This window comes from Streptomyces odontomachicola, assembly GCF_039605595.1.
Taxonomy (GTDB): Bacteria; Actinomycetota; Actinomycetes; order Streptomycetales; family Streptomycetaceae; genus Streptomyces.
In genome coordinates this window covers 66,028-80,477 of record NZ_JBCFOK010000001.1, presented here as the reverse complement: position 1 = coordinate 80,477, position 14,450 = coordinate 66,028, and the positions used below count along the sequence as shown (strand labels likewise).

Below are 14,450 nucleotides of genomic sequence, written 5' to 3'. Positions count from 1 at the left end.
CGTACGCCGTCACGAGCGGCCTCCGGAACCACTCCGGAGGCCGCCAAGCAACGCGGCGAGCGCCCCCACCGCGCACAGCCCCGCCGCGGGTGCCAGCACGGACCACGGGGCGCGCTCGGCGTACGGCATGTTCTCCGAGAGCATGCGGCCCCATTCGGGGGCGGGCGGGCCCTCGCCCAGGCCGAGGAAGCCGAGCGAGGCGAGGGCGAGCGCGACGGCGGGGAGCCGCAACAGGGCGTGCCGCAGCACGGCGGGGAGCACGCCGGGCAGCACGTGCCGGGTCAGCAGGTGCCACCGCCCGGCGCCCAGGGCCACCGCGCCCTCGATGTGCGCGGCGGCGCGCTCCTCCTCGTACAGCGCGGCGGTGTGCGCGGCGAGCGGTGCCCAGGCGACGGCGGCGACCGCGACGGCCGCGCCCCACGCGCCGGGGCCGAGGAGCCCGGCGACGACGAGTCCGGCGACGACGGGCGGCAGCGCGTTCACGACCTCGCGCAGTCCTGTGGTCCAGCGTCCCGGCGCACCGGCGCCCAGCAGGAGCCCGAGCGCCAGGCTCGCGGCGCCCACGCCGAGCGCGGTCAGCACCGTACGGCCCGCTCCGTGGCCCAGCCTGGCCAGTACGTCGCGGCCCAGCGAGTCCGTGCCCAGCGGATGCGCGGCCCCGGGGCCCGTGAGCCGTGCCGCCGTGTCCACGTGCAGGGGGTCGCGCAGCATGCCCGCCACGATCACCGCGCACAGCAGCAGCACGAGGGCCGCGGCGGCCCACAGCACCGTCCGGCCCGCGCGTACGCCGGGCCGCCGCAGAGCGGGCAGCGCGGCGGCGTCCAGCGCGGGACCGATCAGCACCCGGCGTACGAGGCCGACGAGCGCGCCCACCAGCACGCCCAGCGCCAGCAACAGCAGCACGGCGGCCTGGAGTACAGGAAGGTCCTGGTCGACGGCCGCGTCCAGCGCCGTCTTGCCGAGGCCGGGGATCGCGAACAGGGTCTCCACCGCGACCGCGCCGCCGGTCAGCCCGACCACGACGAAGCCCAACTGCGGGAGGAGCGGCGGGAGCACGCGGCGCAGCGCGTTCCTCGCCAGGCGCGCGGGCGGGATGCCGAAGGCCCGCTGGGTGCGCACCCAGGGCTCGGCGTACGCGCCGGGCAGCGCGTCGTCCAGCAGCCGCCCGAGCAGCGCGCCTGCCGGTACGCCCATCGCGAGCGCGGGCAGCACGGCGTCCTCTGCGCCGCCCCAGCCCAGCGGCGGGAACCAGCCGAGCTGTACGGCGAACACCGCGGCCAGCACGGAGGCCAGCAGGAACTCCGGCAGCGCGGCCAGCACGGCGCCCACCGTTCCGGCGCGCGCCCTGGTGAGCGCACGCCCCCGACCGAGCGCCCCTGCCCTGAGGGTCCGTACGGAGAGGAGCGCGGCCACCACCAGGGCGACCCCTAGGGAGACCCCCATGAGGGTCAGGGAGACGCCGAGCCCGGAGAGGACGTCGGGGGCAACCGGTTCCCCTGACACCCATGAGGTGCCGAGGTCGCCGTGCGACAGCCCGGCGAACCACCGGCCCAAAACCCTTAGGGGCCCATCGCTCAGCCCGGTCTCGTCCCGGATCGCGGCCAGTGCGTCGGGCGTGGGCTCCCGGTCCGCATAGCGCGCGTGCAGGATCGTGCGCGCCGGATCCGTACGGGTCAGCCAGGGCAGCAGCCCGAGCACCAGCAGCACCCCGAGAGCGGCGACGACCCTCCCCGTAAGGGTGCGCAGCGCCGGGGTCGACGGGGGCTTCACGGCTGAGAGCTCATGGGGCGGGAGTTCATGGGGCGGGGCTTCGCTGTCGCGGTTTCGCGGGGACGTGGCTTCACGGGCGCGGGCTCAGCCGCGGCGGGTGTCGGCGGTGACCAGGGTGCGCTCCATCGGGTCGAGGGAGACGCCCTTCACGTCCTCGCCCACGCCCTGGATGAACCGCTCGTGCAGCACCGGGACCACCGCGTCGGTGCCGAGGATCTTCGCCTCGGCCTTCAGCTCGGCGCGCTGCCGCTTCCCGGTGTCCGTCGTGCCGGCGGCCTCGCGCACGGCCGCGTCCACGTCCTCGTCGCAGAGCTGGGAGATGTCGAAGGAGCCGTCGCAGGTGAAGTCGGACTGCATGTAGGAGACCGGATCGCCGGTGTCCAGCAGGGTGTTGCGCGCCTGGAGGAACATGTCGTACTTCCCGGCCAGCGCGTCGGACTCCATCTGCGCGTAGTCCCGCACCTCCTGCTTCACCGTGAACCCGGCCTTCTTGAGCTGCTGTTGGAGCGCCGTGGCGACCTCGGGCAGCTCGGGGCGGTTGGTGTAGGTGGCGAGCGTGATCGTCTTCGCCTTCTTCACGTCCTTCGCCGGGGCGGGCTCCGCGCGGTCGGCCGCCGCGTCCTTCCCGGCCTTCTTCCGCTGCTCCGCGGCCCACTTCACACCGGGGCCCAACAGCCCCTGCGGCTCGTCGGCATGACCCTCGTACACGCCCTTGACCAGGGCCTTGCTGTCCACGGCCGAGCGCGCGGCGGCCCGCAGGCCCGGGTCCGCGAGGGCACCCTTACGGGTGTTGAGGTACAGGCTGTTGGTGCGCGCCGTGGGCACCTCGTGCACCTGCTCCTTCTCCAGCACGGAAGCCTGCGACACCGGCACGTACTCGGCGATGTCCGTCTCCCCCGCCCGCAGCGCGTTGGCGCGCGCGGTGCCGTCGGACACGAACTTCACGTCCACGCCGGAGGACTCGGCCTTGCCGCCCCAGTACCGGTCGAAGCGCTGGAGGGTCGCGCCCGAGGTGCCGTTCAGCTTCGTGACGGTGAAGGGCCCGGTGGCGTGCCCCTTGGGGTCGACCTTGCCGCCCTTCGCGCCCCCGCCCGATGCGCCGCCGGCCTTCGCGTACGCCGCCTCGGAGAGCACCGCCAGCGAGGGGTTGGCCACGCGCTGCGGGATCAGCGCGTCGGGCTCGCTGCTGGTGATCTTCACCGTGCGCTCGCCCTCGGCCTCGGCCTTCAGCTTCCCCGCGTCGCTGAGCACCCGCGGCTCGGGCGACGCCTTCTCGGCGTGCTCCAGGGAGCGCACCACGGACTTCGCGTCCACGGCCTTGCCGTCCTGGAACCGCGCCCTGCGCAGCGTGAACGTCCACTCCCTGTCGCCGTCGCCCGGCTTCCACGAGGTGGCCAGCGCCGGCTTCACCTCGCCGTCGCCGCCCAGCTTCGTCAGGCCCTCGGTCACGGAGAGCCTGCTCAGGGTGACCGCGTCGTCCCCGTAGGGGCTCAGCGCCTGGGCCGGCGGGAAGGCCATGGAGACCCGCAGCCGGTCGCCGTCCCCCGCGTCCTGCCCGCCGCACGCGGTGAGCGCCCCGGCGGACATCAGGGTGACGGAGGTCAGGGCGAGGAGGCGGGAGCGACGTATGGGGCACATGTGTCGGAACCTTAAGGGGTGGTGCTGGTACGGGTGGAGGGCCGCGCTCAGCCGGTGGCCGCCGCGGCAGGGGGAAGGAAGGCGCCGCCGGACTCCGACCCGTAGGGGCCGTAGGGGTCCTCGGGGTCGGGCACGGGCAGCGCGAAGTGGATGATCCCCTGACCCCCGCCCGGGAGCAGCCGCTCGTCGCACACCTCCTGCGCGACCGACCGCCAGAAGCCCTCGGCTCCCTCCACCCCGGGGTCGGTGTGCAGATAGATCGCGTCGTAGCCGCCGGCCCGCGCGACGAAGGCGGACAGCTCGCGCACCATGGCGCGGGCGATCCCGAGCCTGCGGTACCCGGGCCGTACGTAGATCCGGCAGAGCTGCGCGGTGCTCCCCGAGGGATAGCGCTCGGCCACCCATTCCGGGTTGGGCGGCGCCTGCGGGCCCTGGTCGCGCACCGCTCCGGTCGCCACGACCTCGCCGTCCGGCGCCACCGCGACCAGCAGCGTGCGCCGCTCCGGGCGCAGATAGCTGCCCTCGATGTCGATGATGTCCCGGTGCCAGCGCGGCACGTAGCCGGACCGGAGGTCGCCGTACACGGTGTCGAGCATGACGCTCCGCGCGGCATCCACGTCGGCGTCGGTGGCGGTGCGCAGTACATACGAGGACATCGCCTCAAGAGTAACTGCGACCACTTCGCAGGAGCGGCGGGCCTGCTTTTCAGGCTGGGGCCCAGGTGCGGAGGGCGCCCCTAGGGGGAGGGGCGCCCCGTAAGGGGAAGGGCGCCCCGTAAGGGATCTCAGCCCCCAAGGGCCAGGGCGCGGCCGCAGCTCTCGCGTTACCCCGCCCGCACCACCAGCGCCGTGGCCACCGCCGCCAGCCCGTCGCCGCGGCCGGTCAGGCCCAGGCCGTCGGTGGTGGTCCCGGACACCGAGACCGGGGCGCCGGCCGCCTCGGACAGCGCCTTCCGCGCTTCCTCGCGCCGCTTCCCGATCTTCGGGCGTACGCCGATGACCTGCACCGACACATTGCCGATGACGAAGCCGGCCTCCCGTACGAGCCGCGCCGCCTCGCTCAGCAGCGCCACCCCGGAGGCACCGGACCACTCGGGCCGCGAGGTGCCGAAGTGCGCGCCCAGATCCCCGATGCCCGCCGCCGAGAACAGCGCGTCGCACGCGGCGTGCGCGGCCACGTCACCGTCGGAGTGCCCGGCGAGCCCGTACTCCTCGCCCTCCCACAGCAGCCCGGCGCACCACAGTTCGCGCCCCTTCTCGAAGGCGTGCACATCGGTGCCGATGCCGACCAGCGGCATTCCCTCAGAAGCCATCGGTGGCCCTCCTCCGCGCGAGAACCGCCTCGGCCAGTACGAGATCCAGCGGGCGGGTCACCTTGAACGCCTCCTCGTGCCCCGGCACGACCACGACCTCGACCCCGGTGCGCTCCACCATCCCGGCGTCGTCGGTCGCGCCCTCCCCCTCGCAGGCCACCCGCTCATGAGCCTCGGCCAGCACCGTACGGGCGAACCCCTGCGGGGTCTGCACGGCCCGCAGCCGGGCCCTGTCAGGGGTCCCGGTGACCGGCTCGGCCTCCCCGGCGCCGCGGGGCTCGACCTCCTTGACGGTGTCGGGGACGGGGAGCGCGGGCACCACGGCGGGCGCCCCGTCGCGCACCGCGTCCGCGACCGCGTCCACGGTGTCCACCGGCACCAGGGGCCGGGCCGCGTCGTGCACCAGCACCACGGAGACGTCGTCGGGCAGGGCCTCCAGGCCGAGCCGTACCGACTCCTGCCGGGTCTCGCCGCCGGGCACGACCAGCACGTCGGAGAGCAGGTGCTCGTCCAGCAGGTGCCTGACCTCGGCGGTTCCGTCGGACGGCGCGACGACCACGACGAGCGAGACCGCGCGGGCCCGCTCCATGGCGCGGACGGCGTGCACCAGCATCGGGGTGCCGTTCAGGGCGCGCAGGGCCTTGGGGGCGCCGGGCCCGAGGCGTACACCGCGTCCTGCGGCCGGAATGACCGCGGCCGTACGGGAGTTGGGCGCGGACTCGCCCATGGAGTGAAGTGACATCGGTTGCGCGTTCAGGTTTGTGTCCTCAGCCGGGATGGGTATGGCCTCAGCGTGCCGGGCGCGACACCCCGACCAGACCCTTCCGTGACAGCGGGTCGGGAGAGCTGCCCGGGCCCGGCACGCCCGTCGGCACTGTGCTCAGCACGGTGAACTGTGACATGTGCGGACGGTGCCGGGCGCCGGTACCACGGAAAAACCTCGGGCCCCACGGCTGTGAGGCCCGAAGACATGCCCCATAGCTCCTACAGACATGCCGCAGCGCCCGGCGACAGACGTCTCGTCGTGTCAGCGGGCACCGCGGCATCGGTCCTTCGCGGTCGCACCCAGGGGGACCGCGTCGCCGGGCGGGCCGGCACGGCGGTCACAGTCGGGGGCGGTCGTTCAGGAGGCGAGGACCTCGTCGAGCAGGGCCTCGGCCTTGTCCTCGTTGGTGTTCTCGGCAAGGGCGAGCTCGCTCACCAGGATCTGCCGGGCCTTGGCGAGCATGCGCTTCTCACCTGCGGAGAGGCCGCGCTCGCGCTCGCGGCGCCACAGGTCGCGGACGACCTCGGCCACCTTGATCACATCGCCGGACGCGAGCTTCTCCAGATTCGCCTTGTACCGCCGGGACCAGTTGGTGGGCTCTTCGGCATACGGTGCGCGGAGCACCTCGAAGACCCGGTCCAGCCCGTCGGTGCCGACAACGTCGCGTACGCCCACGAACTCCGCATTGTCCGCTGGCACACGAACCGTCAAGTCGCCCTGCGCAACCTTCAGAACCAAGTAGGTCTTGTCCACGCCTTTGATCTGGCGAGTTTCGATGGCCTCGATCAGCGCGGCCCCGTGATGGGGATAGACCACGGTGTCGCCAACCTTGAACGTCATGTGTCAGGTACCCCTTCCGTGGCTATCCAGGGTAACACGGGAACGCCCTCTTCTGAATGGCGTTTTCGCAGGTCAGGCCGCATCTCGGGGCTTGACAACGCACCCCCGACCGTGCTTCCGAGGGCGGCCGGAGAGAGGTATTCGCAGGTCGGAGGCGCTGTGCGAGCCGTGCGAAACGCGGGCGTTACGGTCCGATCGCACCCGAAGAAGACCCCCGGACAGAGGCGGAGCGTCCGGTTTGTCCGGCTCTAAGTCCCCGCTCGTCCGGGCGGAGTTCGGGTCCTGGCCAGGACCGGCGAAGACTTTTCCAAGAATTGGTTCGGAGGGCCGTCACACAATGCCGATCAGCGTTGATCAATTCCGGGGACGGCTCTGCGGGATCTCCCGTTGATCTCCTCGTGATCTCCTCGGGTATTCACCGGAATCCCCCGCGCGGACCTCGTACGGACCCGCCCGTACCGACCTCGTGCGCACCTCGTACGGGCCCGTCGGACGCTCGTACGGGCTCCTCGGAAGGGCGTACCGGTGCGCGGTCGGGTGCGCGCGGCGCGCGCGGTGGGAGGGTCGGGTGCGGGGCGTGCGAGGCGGCTCGGTAATCTGAGGCCGCTACAGATCACGTCCGCAGGACGTGCCCTGCCTCCGCGGGGTCACCCATCCGTACGCGACCGGCACGCAGTTCGGCCGCCTGAGCTCGCCAAGGAGATGCCGCCGCCGTGAGCAGCAGCCTTCGACGCGGCACCCTCGCCGCCACCGCCCTCACGCTCTCCGTCCTCACGCTGTCCGCATGCGGTGCGGGCAACGACGCGCAGACCGGCCAGGTGCGGCCGGACAACGCCGCCGCCACTGTCGGCGACGTCAAGGTCCAGAACGTCAACATCGTGACGGCGCCCGACGGTTCGGGCCCCGCGACCGTCACCGGGCGCGTCTTCAACGACGGCGACAAGGACCAGGAACTCCAGGACCTCGCCGTCGGTTCTGTGAAGGCGAAGCTGAGCCCGGCCAAGGGTGAGAAGAAGCTGGTCGTCCCCGCCGGCGGCTCGCTGGCCCTGGGCGGCGCGGACAACGCGGCCGCCGAGCTGCCCGACGCCAAGAAGGCGGGGGTCGCGGACGGCAACGCGCAGCCGGTGACCTTCGACCTCAGCAGCACGGGCCCGGTGAAGCTGCGCGCCTCCGTGGTGCCGGCCAACCACCAGTGGGAGAAGGTCGGCCCGTCCGGCGTTCCCTCGCAGGGTTCCTCCCCCTCGGGCAAGCCCTCGGAGAAGCCGTCCGGCAAGCCCTCCGAGTCGGCGGGCCAGGGCGAGAGCGCTTCGCCGGGTGCCGACGCTTCGCAGCAGGCCGGCGGGGAGCACGCCGGCCACTGAGCGGAGCTTGAGCGCAGCGCCCGCGCGTCCGCGCGCATCCGTGCGCCCCTGAACATGCGGGAGGGCCCCGGCCGGTCGGCCGGGGCCCTCCCGCATGCGCGCCGCGGGGGCGCGGGGCCGCCGTGGCGGCAGGGGCCGGTTTACGGCTCGAACTTGTACCCCAGCCCGCGCACCGTGACCAGGTAGCGCGGGGCGCCCGGGTCGGGCTCGATCTTGGCGCGGAGTCTCTTGACGTGGACGTCCAGGGTCTTGGTGTCGCCCACATAGTCGGCGCCCCAGACGCGGTCGATGAGCTGCATGCGGGTCAGCACCCTGCCCGCGTTCCTCAGCAGCATCTCCAGCAGGTCGAACTCCTTGAGCGGGAGGTCGATCTTGTCGCCGCCGACGGTGACCACGTGCCGGTCCACGTCCATGCGTACGGGCCCCGCCTCCAGGGCCGCCGGGGTGACCTCCTCGGGCTCGCCGCGGCGGCGCAGCACCGCGCGGACCCGGGCCACCAGCTCGCGGGTGGAGTAGGGCTTGGTGATGTAGTCGTCGGCCCCTATTTCCAGGCCGACCACCTTGTCGATCTCGCTGTCCTTGGCGGTCACCATGATCACCGGGACGTTGGAGAGCCCCCGGAGCTGGCGGCACACCTCGGTGCCGGGCAGTCCGGGCAGCATCAGGTCGAGCAGCACCAGATCGGCGCCGTTGCGTTCGAACTCATCGAGCCCCTCGGGGCCCGTGGCCGCGACCGCGACCTCGAAGCCTTCCTTGCGGAGCATGTACGACAGTGCGTCGCTGAACGATTCCTCGTCCTCGACGACGAGCACTCGGGTCACGGGAGGACCTCCGGAGCAGCATCTGGGTCGCGAAGCGAATCAGTTGAAGGGTAATGGTGGGCGGCGCCGGTGCCGTCCTCGTACTGCGGCCGCTCCTCGCCCTCGAAGACGGCCGGTTCCTGCGGTGTTCCTGCGAAGCGCTCGCGGCCGCGGCGGGCGGCCTCGGCCTTGTCCCGGGCGTTGCCGGCCTCGGGCAGTCGCAGGGTGAAGGTGGAGCCCTGTCCTTCGGCGCTCCACACGGTGACCTCCCCGCCGTGCGAGGCGGCCACGTGCTTGACGATCGCGAGGCCGAGCCCGGTGCCTCCGGTGGCGCGGGAGCGGGCGGGATCGACGCGGTAGAACCGCTCGAATATCCGCTCCTTGTCCTTGTCGGAGATCCCGATGCCCTGGTCGGTCACCGCGATCTCGATCAGGTCGCCGCCGGATGCCTGGACCCTGCGGCCCGCGATGCCGACCCGGGTGCGGGCCGGCGAGTAGTTCACGGCGTTCTCCACGAGGTTGCCGAGGGCGGCGGCGAGCTGCCCTCGGTTTCCCCATACGTGCAGGCCCTCGGTGCCGCCTGCCGCCAGGGTGATGTGCTTGCTGGCCGCGGTGTTGCGGCAGCGGTCTATGGCCTCGGTGACCAGCTCGTCCACACGCACGGGCTCGGAGTCCTCGAGCGGGTCGTCGTTCTGCACCCGGGAGAGGTCGATGAGCTCCTGGACGAGGCTGCTCAGCCGCGCCGACTCGTTCTGCATCCGGCCCGCGAAGCGCTCGACGGCCTCGGGGTCGTCGGAGGCGTCCGTCACCGCCTCGGCGAGCAGCGAGAGCGCGCCGACCGGGGTCTTCAGCTCGTGGCTCACGTTCGCCACGAAGTCGCGGCGCACCGCCTCGATGCGGCGGGCCTCCGTCAGGTCCTCGACCAGCAGGAGCACCAGCCGGGAGCCGAGCGGGGCGACCCGCGCCGACACCGCGAGGGCGTCGCTCCTCCCCTGGCCCCTGCGGGGCAGGTCCAGCTCGATCTGGCGTATCTCGCCGTCCCGCCGGGTGTCCCTGGCCATGCGCAGCATCGGCTCGACGGCGAGCCTGCCGCCGCGCACCAGGCCCAGCGCATACGCGGCGGAGCTGGCCTTGACCACGGCGTCGCTCTCGTCGAGCACCACCGCCGAGGAGCGGAGCACGGACAGCACCGTGTCGACGCCGGGCGGCAGCACGGCGTCGGTGTGCAGCGAGGTACGCGTGGGGCGGGTCTGCTCCCGCTCGCTCCAGCGGAACGCCAGCACCGCGATGACGCCGGTGCACAGCCCGGCGATCGCGGTCACTGCGGCGACCGCCGCGTTCACGTCCATGCCACAAGGTTATGCGCCATCTCTGACAGCGCCCCAGAGCCTCAGGAGCAGACTCGAACGTTCGTCCACCAGAATTCACCGGCACGTCGGTGCCGGTTCACCGGGAACGCCGCTCGGGGGCCGGTCGGAGCGGTTGTGGATCATGGCGTAGGGGCGGCGTCTCTCAGAGTTCACCTCAGGGTTTCCACTGATTCATTCCAGGGGTCGGAGGCTGACGCATTCCGGACGCAGCGTGGGAGCGTGGAGAGGCTTGTGCTCCGCCATGAATGCCCCGGGCCGGGGGCTCCGTGACCGCCGCTTGCGCGGTCCGGGTCCGGCCGCGGAAACGGAAATGTGAGGAAGGACAGCCATGCGGGACGCGTACCACGAGGAGCTGGACTCGATCAGCGACAGCCTGGTCGAGATGGCCCGGCTCGTCGGCTCCGCCATCGGCCGCGCCACCACAGCGATGCTGGACGCGGACCTCAAGCTCGCGGAGAGCGTGATCGCCTCCGACGAAAAGGTGGACGACCTGCAGCGCGATCTGGAGACCCGGGCGATACAACTGCTCGCCCGCCAGCAGCCGGTCGCCACCGACCTTCGGATAGTCGTCACCTCCCTGCGGATGAGCGCCGACCTGGAGCGCTCCGGCGACCTGGCGCAGCACGTCGCCAAGGTGGCCAGGCTGCGGTTCCCCGAGTCGGCTGTGCCCCGCGACCTCCAGGCGACGCTGCTGGAGATGGGTCAGCTCGCGCAGCGGCTGATGGCGAAGGCCGCCGAGGTCATCATCACCAAGGACATCGACCTGGCCATGCAGCTGGAGCAGGACGACGACGCCATGGACGACCTGCACCGGACGCTCTTCCAGCACCTGATGGACGACCGCTGGAAGCACGGCATCGAGACGGCCGTGGACGTGACCCTGCTCGGGCGCTACTACGAGCGGTTCGCCGACCACGCGGTCTCGGTGGCCCGCCGCGTGGTCTACCTGGTCACCGGCGACTACGCGGACGAGATCGACCCGGCGGCCGCCGCCAACGCGGCCAACGACGGCACGGCGCCGGTGGAGGGCTCCTGAGGCTGCGCCTCGGCCGGCGCGGGGGCGGGGGCGGGTGCGCATGCGCGTGCGACTGCGCGTTGGCCGGTGCGGGTGCGGCTGCGTGTACGGGGCGATGTGCGGGTACGGGCGCGTACGTGTGCGGGTGAACTCCCGTGCTCCCACGCGCCCTTGATGCGCCCGTCGCGGACCGCGCTGGAATGGGCAGCAGGCAGACGACGGCCGCGCCTGTCCTATAAGGAGGGAACACCCATGGCTGACTCCCCCGACACCGCCGTACCGCCCCAGCTGTCCGAGGACCGCCCGCTGCTGCCCCTGCTGGGCGCCTGCGGCTGCGGCCCGGGATGCGGCTGCGGCTGCCAGTCCGGCGGCCCGTGCTCCTGCGGCGGAAGCTGCGGCTAGGGCGTGCCGTGCCAGGCGCCGCGGCCCCGGGCTGATCCGCAAGACACGTCCTAGCGGCACGGTACGGCCGCGAGGGCACCGCACCAGGGGCCGGAGACGACTCCGGGGGCCCTGCCCGGTTCGACGGGGCAGGGCCCCCGGTCTGTCTGCGGGGGGCTGAGGGCTACTTCTTGCCCTGGTTCTTTACCGCCTCGATGGCTGCCTTCGCCGCCTCGGGGTCGAGGTAGGTGCCGCCCTGCTTCACGGGGCGGAAGTCGGCGTCCAGCTCGTAGGACAGGGGGATGCCGGTGGGGATGTTCAGGCCGGCGATGTCCTCGTCGGAGATGCCGTCCAGGTGCTTGACCAGCGCGCGCAGCGAGTTGCCGTGGGCGGCGATCATGACGGTGCGGCCCGCGCGGAGGTCGGGGATGATGCCGTCGTACCAGTACGGCAGCATGCGCGTGACGACGTCCTTGAGGCACTCGGTGCGGGGGCGCAGCTCGCTGGGGATGCCCGCGTAGCGCGGGTCGCCGCTCTGCGAGAACTCGGCGCCGTCCTCCAGCTCCGGCGGCGGGGTGTCGTACGAACGGCGCCAGAGCATGAACTGCTCCTCGCCGTACTCCTCGCGGATCTGGGCCTTGTCCTTGCCCTGGAGCGCGCCGTAGTGCCGCTCGTTGAGGCGCCAGGAGCGGTGCACCGGGATCCAGTGCCGGTCGGCGGACTCCAGCGCGAGCTGCGCGGTGCGGATCGCGCGCTTCTGGACGGAGGTGTGCAGCACGTCGGGCAGCAGGCCGGCGTCCTTGATCAGCTCGCCGCCGCGGACTGCCTCCTTCTCGCCCTTCTCGTTGAGGTTGACGTCCACCCAGCCGGTGAACAGGTTCTTCGCGTTCCACTCGCTCTCGCCGTGGCGGAGGAGGATCAGCTTGTACGGTGCGTCGGCCATGCCTCCGAGCCTACTGCGGCGGCGTACGACCCCAGCGACCGGCGTGTCAGTCGGGGACGCCGGACAGGTGGCGCCGGTCATGTGTCAGTCGAGGGCGCCGGACATGCGGTGCAGGCGCAGCGCGAGCTGGGTCTCCAGGGCGCGCTGCGGTGACTGCCAGTCCTCGCCGAGGAGCTGGGCCACCCGTTCCAGGCGCTGGGCGACGGTGTTCACGTGCACGTGGAGCCGGTCCTTGGCCTTCACGGGGCTCATGCCGGAGGCGAAGTAGGCGTCCATGGTGGCGAGCAGTCCGGTGCCGCGCCGTTCGTCGTAGTCCAGCACGGGGCCGAGCGTGCGGCGTACGAAGCCGGCGACGTCGCGGGTCCCCTCGCCGGTGAGCAGCAGGCCCAGGAAGCCGAAGTCCCCGGCGGCCGCGCCCTCGCCGCAGCGGCCGAGGGTACGCAGCGCGGCCACGCAGCGGCGGGCCTCCGCATAGCCGGCGGCCACAGCGGACGGTGCGGCGGCGGGAGCCGGTACGGGGGCCGAGGCGCCGACCGTGACCTGGCCGCCCACGGCGGCGCCGAGCTGGGCAGCGGCCTCGGCGGCGACGCGGGAGGCGGCGCCCTCCTCGCCCCCGGCGACCGGGAGCAGCAGGACCGTGCCGCCCTCCCTGGCAGCGGCCAGACCGCAGCGGGTGGCCGCGAGGTGGGAGGCGGCGGCCCAGAGCCGCTGCCGGGCGGCGCTGCCCGAGGGGCCCGAGGTGTCGGCCCCGGCCTGCGCGTCCTCCCCGTCCTCGTACCGCGCCGCCAGCACCACATGCGGCGCGTCCAGGTCCGCGCGCAGCCGTGCCGCGCGCTCGCGCAGCAGGCGGGGGTCGCGGTCGGTCGCCTCCAGCAGGTCGTCCAGGAGCTCGCCGCGTACGCGCTGCTCGGCCTCGTCGGCCGAGCGCCTGGCGAGCAGCAGCAGCGAGGTCACCATCGCGGCGCGCTCGAAGGTGCGCTGGTCCACCGGGGCCAGCGCGGGGCGGCCGCGCAGGAGGAGCGCGCCGAGGAGTTCGCCGCCGGCCGAGACGGAGACGGCGGCGGCCCAGGTGTCGCCGTCGCACACCGCGTACCCGGCGCTCCGGGAGCGCTCCACCGCGGGGAGCGCCGAAGCCTCCTCAGGGGGCAGGAACTCCACCTCGCCGTCCAGCACCCGCGCGACGGCCGCCGCCACGTCGTCCACGTCGCCGCCGCGCAGGACCAGCTCGGTGAGCCGGTCGTGCACCTCGCCGGCGCGCTGGATGGTCTCGTTCGCCGACTCCAGTCCCGCCAGCGCCTCGCGGGTCTCGGTGAGCAGCCGCGCGTTGTCGAGGGCCACGGCGGCGTGCGCGGCGAACGAGCCGAGCAGCGCGACCTGTTCGCGGTCGAACGCGCGCGCCCTGCGGTGCGCCGCGTACAGCACGCCGATCACGTCGCCGCCGAGCAGCAGCGGCACCCCGAGGATGGAGACCAGGCCCTCCTCGCCGATCGCGGTGTCGATGGGCTCGGTGTGCAGGAAGCGGTCGTCGTGCGGGTAGTCGTCGGAGGCGTACGGGCGTGCCGTCTGCGCGACCAGGCCGCCGAGCCCGTCGCCCATGCCGAGCCGGAGCTGCTGGAAGCGCGCCGAGACCGAGCCGACGGTGACCCGCATGTAGGAGTCGCCGCTGTCGGGGTCGGTGAGCGCCAGGTAGCCGAGCTCGGCGCCGAGCAGCGAACGCGCGCGCTGCACGATCGCGCGCAGCACCTCGTCCAGGCCGCGCACCCCGGCCAGGTCGTGCACCGTCTCGATGAGCGCGGTCAGCTCGGCCTCGCGGCGCCGCCTGCCCTCCTGCTCGGCGCGGATGCGCAGCGCGAGCTCCCTGCCCCGGCGGAGCGCCGCCAGCTCCGCGTCCGGCGCACCCGCCTCGCGGGCCTCGGCGAGCGGCTCCTCGTACGCCTCGGCGGGTGCGCCGCGGGCGAGGAGTTCCAGGTACGCGCAGGAGACGTCGGTCGGTGGGGAGGGGGCCGCCGGCTGCTCCCCGGGGATGTGCGGCATGGGAACACGCTTACACACGCCTGTGGCGGAAGCCCTCCAAGGGCCGGGGGGTCTGAGGCCTGGGCGGTCCCCTGAATGCTGGGGCCCGGGCCCCTACGGGCTGAGCGGTCCCTAAGGGACGGGAGGCCCCTAAGGGACGGGTGGCCCCCTGAATGCCGGGGCCCCCTACGGGCTGAGCGGTCCCTAGGGGACGGGTGGCCCCTAGGGGCTGGGTGGGACG

Annotated in this window: 13 protein-coding genes; 3 read left to right on the top strand and 10 right to left on the bottom strand. The window is 73.2% G+C overall.

Annotated features, from left to right (window positions below; translation table 11 throughout):
* Positions 1–9: 9 nt before the first annotated feature.
* The 6 genes from ABEE00_RS00390 to ABEE00_RS00365 all read right to left on the bottom strand — a co-directional run bounded on the left by ABEE00_RS00390 (position 10) and on the right by ABEE00_RS00365 (position 6,326).
* Complete coding sequence (locus tag ABEE00_RS00390; RefSeq protein ID WP_345743516.1) at positions 10–1,746, bottom strand: ABC transporter permease subunit; 1,737 nt, start codon at positions 1,744–1,746, stop codon at positions 10–12.
* Positions 1,747–1,854: 108 nt separating this feature from the next.
* Entirely contained in the window at positions 1,855–3,408 is a 1,554-nt protein-coding gene (locus ABEE00_RS00385) for an ABC transporter substrate-binding protein (protein WP_345743108.1), read from the bottom strand.
* A gap of 47 nt (positions 3,409–3,455) precedes the next feature.
* Positions 3,456–4,064 (bottom strand): GNAT family N-acetyltransferase, encoded by a 609-nt coding sequence (locus ABEE00_RS00380; protein WP_345743107.1) that lies wholly within the window; start codon positions 4,062–4,064, stop codon positions 3,456–3,458.
* Positions 4,065–4,231: 167 nt separating this feature from the next.
* On the bottom strand, positions 4,232–4,720 hold the full coding sequence (gene ispF, locus ABEE00_RS00375) for a 2-C-methyl-D-erythritol 2,4-cyclodiphosphate synthase (RefSeq protein ID WP_345743106.1): 489 nt from the start codon (positions 4,718–4,720) through the stop codon (positions 4,232–4,234).
* Positions 4,710–5,462 (bottom strand): 2-C-methyl-D-erythritol 4-phosphate cytidylyltransferase, encoded by a 753-nt coding sequence (ispD, locus tag ABEE00_RS00370; protein ID WP_345743105.1) that lies wholly within the window; start codon positions 5,460–5,462, stop codon positions 4,710–4,712. The genes ispF and ispD overlap by 11 nt, the downstream gene beginning before the upstream one ends.
* A 381-nt stretch (positions 5,463–5,843) precedes the next feature.
* Positions 5,844–6,326 (bottom strand): CarD family transcriptional regulator, encoded by a 483-nt coding sequence (locus ABEE00_RS00365; RefSeq protein WP_345743104.1) that lies wholly within the window; start codon positions 6,324–6,326, stop codon positions 5,844–5,846.
* Positions 6,327–7,039: 713 nt separating this feature from the next.
* Between ABEE00_RS00365 and ABEE00_RS00360 the strand changes: the two genes are divergently transcribed.
* On the top strand, positions 7,040–7,687 hold the full coding sequence (locus tag ABEE00_RS00360; RefSeq protein ID WP_345743103.1) for a DUF461 domain-containing protein: 648 nt from the start codon (positions 7,040–7,042) through the stop codon (positions 7,685–7,687).
* 140 nt (positions 7,688–7,827) lie between these two features.
* Here the strand turns inward: ABEE00_RS00360 and phoP are convergent, their stop codons facing one another.
* Both phoP and phoR read right to left on the bottom strand, forming a co-directional pair.
* Positions 7,828–8,508 (bottom strand): two-component system response regulator PhoP, encoded by a 681-nt coding sequence (phoP, locus tag ABEE00_RS00355; RefSeq protein WP_345743102.1) that lies wholly within the window; start codon positions 8,506–8,508, stop codon positions 7,828–7,830.
* The gene (gene phoR, locus ABEE00_RS00350) at positions 8,505–9,836 is read right to left on the bottom strand and encodes a two-component system sensor histidine kinase PhoR (RefSeq protein ID WP_345743101.1); all 1,332 of its coding nucleotides are present in this window, start codon (positions 9,834–9,836) and stop codon (positions 8,505–8,507) included. The genes phoP and phoR overlap by 4 nt, the downstream gene beginning before the upstream one ends.
* Positions 9,837–10,185: 349 nt before the next feature.
* On the opposite strand from phoR, the gene phoU reads away from it, so the two are divergent.
* A complete protein-coding gene (phoU, locus tag ABEE00_RS00345) occupies positions 10,186–10,893 on the top strand; it encodes a phosphate signaling complex protein PhoU (RefSeq protein ID WP_345743100.1) in 708 nt (235 codons plus the stop codon).
* Positions 10,894–11,124: 231 nt separating this feature from the next.
* The gene (locus ABEE00_RS00340) at positions 11,125–11,274 is read left to right on the top strand and encodes a hypothetical protein (RefSeq protein ID WP_345743099.1); all 150 of its coding nucleotides are present in this window, start codon (positions 11,125–11,127) and stop codon (positions 11,272–11,274) included.
* Between the two features lie 163 nt (positions 11,275–11,437).
* On the opposite strand, the gene ABEE00_RS00335 is transcribed toward ABEE00_RS00340, so the two are convergent.
* Both ABEE00_RS00335 and ABEE00_RS00330 read right to left on the bottom strand, forming a co-directional pair.
* Positions 11,438–12,196 carry a phosphoglyceromutase gene (locus ABEE00_RS00335; protein WP_345743098.1) on the bottom strand — a complete coding sequence of 253 codons (759 nt, stop codon included), beginning with the start codon at positions 12,194–12,196 and terminating at the stop codon, positions 11,438–11,440.
* 84 nt (positions 12,197–12,280) lie between these two features.
* Positions 12,281–14,230 (bottom strand): helix-turn-helix domain-containing protein, encoded by a 1,950-nt coding sequence (locus tag ABEE00_RS00330; RefSeq protein ID WP_345743097.1) that lies wholly within the window; start codon positions 14,228–14,230, stop codon positions 12,281–12,283.
* Positions 14,231–14,450: the final 220 nt, after the last annotated feature.

What these genes read in the sequence shown, in the direction of transcription:
- ABEE00_RS00385 (WP_345743108.1), bottom strand. Translation starts at nt 3,408, where the DNA reads ATGTGCCCCATACGTCGCTCCCGCCTCCTCGCCCTGACCTCCGTCACC.
- ABEE00_RS00380 (WP_345743107.1), bottom strand. Translation starts at nt 4,064, where the DNA reads ATGTCCTCGTATGTACTGCGCACCGCCACCGACGCCGACGTGGATGCC.
- ispF (WP_345743106.1), bottom strand. Translation starts at nt 4,720, where the DNA reads ATGGCTTCTGAGGGAATGCCGCTGGTCGGCATCGGCACCGATGTGCAC.
- ispD (WP_345743105.1), bottom strand. Translation starts at nt 5,462, where the DNA reads ATGTCACTTCACTCCATGGGCGAGTCCGCGCCCAACTCCCGTACGGCC.
- ABEE00_RS00365 (WP_345743104.1), bottom strand. Translation starts at nt 6,326, where the DNA reads ATGACGTTCAAGGTTGGCGACACCGTGGTCTATCCCCATCACGGGGCC.
- phoR (WP_345743101.1), bottom strand. Translation starts at nt 9,836, where the DNA reads ATGGACGTGAACGCGGCGGTCGCCGCAGTGACCGCGATCGCCGGGCTG.
- phoU (WP_345743100.1), top strand. Translation starts at nt 10,186, where the DNA reads ATGCGGGACGCGTACCACGAGGAGCTGGACTCGATCAGCGACAGCCTG.
- ABEE00_RS00340 (WP_345743099.1), top strand. Translation starts at nt 11,125, where the DNA reads ATGGCTGACTCCCCCGACACCGCCGTACCGCCCCAGCTGTCCGAGGAC.
- ABEE00_RS00335 (WP_345743098.1), bottom strand. Translation starts at nt 12,196, where the DNA reads ATGGCCGACGCACCGTACAAGCTGATCCTCCTCCGCCACGGCGAGAGC.
- ABEE00_RS00330 (WP_345743097.1), bottom strand. Translation starts at nt 14,230, where the DNA reads ATGCCGCACATCCCCGGGGAGCAGCCGGCGGCCCCCTCCCCACCGACC.